We start from the raw sequence: 5,076 nt of genomic DNA, 5'->3' as shown, positions 1-5,076 counted from the left end.
TGTTAGCCGATGGCGCGGACGCGATCACCGGGATCGGGGTCCTGGGTGATCGCCAGGGCGTGTTCGGTCCGGTCGCCTCGATGCCGACGGCGTGGCGGGTGCTGGACCGAGTCGACGCCGAGCACCTTCCGGCGGTGCGCGCCGCGCGGGCGGCAGCCCGGCAGGCGGCGTGGGCCGCGGGCGCCGGCCCGGATTTGAGTCAGGAACTGTGCATCGATCTGGATGCCACGATCACCGTCGCCCATAGCGAGAAGGAGAACGCGGCCGCGACCTGGAAGCGCACCTTCGGGTTCCACCCGCTGCTGGCGTTTCTGGATCGGCCCGACATTGCTGGCGGGGAGGCACTGGGCGGGCTGCTACGTCCCGGCAATGCTGGTTCGAACACCGCGGCCGACCACATCCAGGTCCTGGACATGGCTCTGGCCTCGCTCCCTGCACATGCGCGTCCCATCCCCGGCAATCCCGGCGGCCCACAGGTGCTGGCCCGCTCGGATTCGGCTGGCGCCACCCGAGCGTTTGCGGCCGCTTGCCGCGAGCGTGGGGTCGGGTTCTCCTTCGGGTTCCCGGTGGACTTTCGTATCAAGAAATTCGTCGATGGCATCCCTGAGCAGTGTTGGTCCCCGGCCATCGACACCGATAGCGGAATCCGGAACGGTGCCTGGGTAGCCGAGGTCACCGCCAACATCGACCTGTCGGCCTGGCCAGACGGATCACGGTTGATACTGCGCAAAGAACGGCCGCACCCCGGGGCGCAGCTGACGTTCACCGACTCGGACGGCATGCGCATCACCGCGTTCCTCACCGACACCCCACCCGGAGTGGTCTGCGGCAATATCGCCGGCCTGGAACTGCGTCACCGCCAGCACGCCCGAGTCGAAGACCGTATCCGACAGGCCAAAGCCACCGGGCTACGCAACCTGCCCTGCCGCGGGTTCAACGAGAACGCCGCCTGGCTCGAGGTCGTCATGATGGCCACCGACTTGATCGCCTGGACCAAACTCATCGCATTTGATGGCGACCCAGTGCTGGCCCGCTGCGAGATCGCCGCGTTCCGCTACCGAGTGCTGCACGTGGCTGCCCGCATCACCCGCAGCGCCCGACAGACCCGACTACGCATCGACAAGACCTGGCGCTGGGCCGCCGCCATCGCCGCAGGCTGGCACCGAATACGCACCGCGTTCGGCTGACCGCCGACCCTCTGCACCGACGACCCCGAAGGACCCCCGGAACCCGCACACCCGGCGCGACAGCCGGGCCTCAACCATGCCCCGCCCTTTAAATCAGCCCGAACAGCTCACTGACGTGCGTTCAGCGGCTTGAGTCACCGGCCCGTGAAAGACCGAGGCTAGGGCCTTGTTGCCGGCGTACACGAGTGCGTCGACCAGTTCGAGCCAGGTCGCGCCCGCGCCCCGTGTGTCGGCTTCTGGCTTGAGCTTTACCAACCACTCATTCATCGGCGCGTAGGTGGGCACCTGATTGTCCGGCCTCGATAGACACAACTCACTGAGCCAGGCCAGTCCAGCGCTAACCTGCGTCACTATAGGAACCTGCTGGAGGAACAGGATCAGCTCGTGAAGACAACCGGTCCTTCCGGCAGCGTGAGGGAGCCATCTCGGGATGAGCTCAACAAGCTGGTCCGCTGCAACCCATTCAAAGGTGAATTGGCCGAGTTCGTTGTGTAAAGGCTCCGGCGTCCCCCCCAAGTTGGGAAGGAGATGGCTCAACGCGTAGTCGCTGAAGGTATCGCTGCGCTCGTAGAGGGTCCTATGCACCTCTACCTGGTCGAGTACGTGAGCAAACACGGTCGGCCAAGCCGCTCGCGCCGTGTCAGCGAGTTCCTGCGTCTCCGCCCCTACCGCAGCCAGATCGCGGAGGAACGCGCTGAAAACGTGGCTCGCAGGAACGAGCGATGTAATGTACTTGCGCAGCAGGCCCGTGCCCCCGGGACGCGCATGGTTGTGAAGGAGGGCTCGTGCCGCTGCAACTGTTTGGGCGCCGTGGTCGTCGATGAAGTACGCGTCTCCTGACGTCTCCTGATCCACCATCGCTTTCGCCTGTGCCTTGAGGAGCTCTTCGAGGTCGTGTTGTGCCGTTTCCGCGATGCAGGCATTCGACGCCGCTGCCCGTCCAACAGCTCGGATCGTTGCGCTCAAGCGAGGCGTGTCTAGCCGGTCCGGCGGAATTTCTGGAACCCGGGCCATCAAGTCGCCTGTGATAGCGACACGAGGGTTCTGCTGCAACTCCTCGTCGAAATGACCGATCTCGCAAGCTCGGGCCAGGTCGAGGGCCCACTGGTACGCAATCTTGTGAATGCACGGCTCGCCAATGCACGCGTGCACCCAGACGACGTCACAGTTGCGGGCGAACGACAAGCAAGTATCTGTCGCAGCCAGGTGCCCCAGGGGTGCTGCACCTGCAGCGATATCACCTGGGGTAACCCCTGCGGCGAGGATGTAATCAGCAATTTCGGGCAGTAGCATGTGTGGCAGTGCGCCTGCAGCCGCGGCTCGGGTCCCTATGTCGCTTTCGAAGTGGAGATCGCCGTAGTCCTCGTCACTGATGGCCGCCGCCTGGCTAAGAATGCTCAGCACAGAAGCGATGGCGAAGGGCGCCTCGTCCCCGAACGCCTCTGGATGTCCCGCAGCCGCGCTCTTCACAGCCGCCGCGGCAATATACGCAAGAGCTAGATCTGGGTCTGAGGCGGCGAGGACCGGTGGATCCTTGATTAGGTCCTTGACCAGTGCCAGGTCCTCAGCAACCTCGCTCGGCGTCGGTGGCTCCCACCCCTCGCCCTTCTGACGGGCGGGAATCCAGTACTTGTTCTGGATCCCGATGAGCAGACTTGCGCGCGCTGAGTCGGCGCGCATCGCCGCAAGCTCTTCCTCCAGGTCATCGGGTTGCTTGACCGACAGGAGGACGCCTCCCTCCACAGACTCGGTCGTCATGTTCTCGGCATCGAGAACGGCGGCCCATCTACGTACGGTTGCGCCGCCAGCATCGAACCGGGCAGTGTTTGCCACGAGTTGGGCTCCCATATCCTTGAACTCCGCGCGGCGACTGGGGTCAGCTCGAAGAACTAGGACGCTCAGGAGTTCGCGCAGGAACAACGTGCGACGTTCGGGTCTCGTGATGCCGTCGTCTGGCGCGCGCATGAATCCAATTGCTTCCCTGCTCACACGCTCCTCTTCGAAGCACCACACAAGCGGTTCAACGATGAACGGGTCCAGCGCCGTCGGGTCGGCATCGAGGTGACGGATAATTGCGCCGACGACGAGGCCAGGAACGGCGAGGTTCTCACAACCGTCGAGAAGCATGGCTGCCACAGCAGGGAGTGAAACTCCGTGTGCAACCTGCTGGTCAAACCACCGCTCAACCGTCTGAAGGGCGCTCATGCACGGGTACGGCCCGCGGGTGTTTCCGCGATACCAGCCCCATACACCGTTGTCTCCGACGTAGGTGCGTGCGGTGCCGTCGATTGCCAAGACCAACTGAGAGCTCTCGGCGACGCCTGAACCATCGTCTGCTTGGCACCGAATCTTGGCCGCGTGGTTCATCATCCGGTTAACGACAGAAATCCACTCGGCAGGTTCGCACATCCGCGTGAGGACCCAGAATGACCCATAGTTATGGTTCGCAAGTGCCCCGAATCTACCTGCCTGATGACTACGGATACCGTTCCAGTACTTCATCCGGCCTCGGGGGGACGTGTCGATGTAGTAGGCCTCCGTCAGTTCCAACAGGAGAATCGGGTCGTACTGCCCGAGTCCCCAAGCGCTCCATCCAAGGTCGACCGCTGCCTTGAGTCGCGACGGGGACTCCGTCGCGATTTGGTCGAGGCAGGCACGTACGTCCTCGTCGATGTCAGGGCCGAGGAGCGCGAACAACTGCACGTACCGGTCCTGGGTGATGCCGTAGCTCAGCCTACGAGTTCGCGGATGCGTTTGCGGTTTCGCATAAGCATTCGAGGCATAGTAGGGGACCTGGTCCTCGGTGTCTTGCGGGCCCTGTTCGGTCCCAGGTTCTGCGGTGGCCGACGGGTGGTGAGTCCGCCAATGCTCGAGTAGATGTTCCTTGAGCGCTATCCGGGTTGCGTTGCCTTCCGGCAGACGCTCGACGAGTGCAGAGCTGAGCCAGTCGGTAAGAAACTGGAACGTGTTGTCGTTGGAGCTCCACGGCTGCTCGACTTGATCGACCACGAGACGTGCAACGGGTTCCCCTCGAGTAACGTCGACCATTTCGTCCCGCCGCTGTTGAAGCGACACCACTCGAATGAACTTGGCGAGTTTTTCCTCCGCCTTCGAAGAGTCAGCACTGAACATCGTGTGTAAAAGATCGTACGCATTCGGCATCTCGAGCGCTGCCTCGAGCGGTACATCTTTCCACCGAAGGGTCGAGGCGTCGCCAAGGTCAACGAACTCGGCCACTATCTCAGCGAGCTTGGCATGTGGGTCCGCCGCCCCCGAAAGCGTGCCCTCACACGCGAGTTTCGCGGCAGACATCGACCACCTGGCAGGCCCGGACGATTTCAAGGTTTCAGCAATGGACTCGGCGCGCGCCAAGCGAACCGCAGTAGCGAAGCGTCGAATCTCATCATGCGCGAACTCAGGCTGAGTTTTGAGCAGGTTCTCGGGTGCAACGAGTAGGTCATCACGGAGCGCATCCAGCGCAGCCGCGTCGGGCCGAGGGTAGGACCGGTTGGCTTCAGGCAGATCGAGCGCAACCTCACTCATCGCGAGAAGTGAATCAGTCCGGGCGGCGCCGGAACTGCTACCCCCGGTCCGACCGATGAGGTTCCTCCAAATCAAGGCAAGGCATCCCCATTCGTCCAACTGCGTCTCCACGGTTGCCCCGGTTCGTGCGAGGAGGTCAACGACGACAAGTCGCCGATACAGCGACTTGGACGGCAGATTCCTAAGCGCACCAGCGATTGCGGGCACCTGCGCACCAACAAGCTGGAGCTCCTTGTCATCGAGGCCAGGCACCTCGAACCTCTTCGGGGCTGCGTAGATTCCGGCGAGGGCCGTGGAGACGTCGTTGACCGCGACGTCGGCTAGGGCGTGTCTCCCATAGCTGAGC

General features: G+C 63.3%; 2 protein-coding genes. One reads left to right on the top strand and one right to left on the bottom strand.

Annotated elements, in window-relative coordinates; all coding sequences use genetic code 11:
* Positions 1 to 1,187, top strand: a 1,187-nt coding sequence (locus tag G6020_RS16405; protein ID WP_241732788.1) for an IS1380 family transposase, incomplete at its 5' end; no start/stop codon positions are given.
* 93 nt (positions 1,188 to 1,280) lie between these two features.
* On the opposite strand, the gene G6020_RS16400 is transcribed toward G6020_RS16405, so the two are convergent.
* The coding region (locus G6020_RS16400) for a hypothetical protein (RefSeq protein ID WP_182611320.1) at positions 1,281 to 5,076 on the bottom strand (3,796 nt) is incomplete at its 5' end.

Source organism: Dietzia sp. B19 (genome assembly GCF_014145155.1).
In the GTDB taxonomy this organism is placed as follows: domain Bacteria; phylum Actinomycetota; class Actinomycetes; order Mycobacteriales; family Mycobacteriaceae; genus Dietzia; species Dietzia natronolimnaea.
This window is presented reverse-complemented; position numbering and strand designations above follow the sequence as displayed.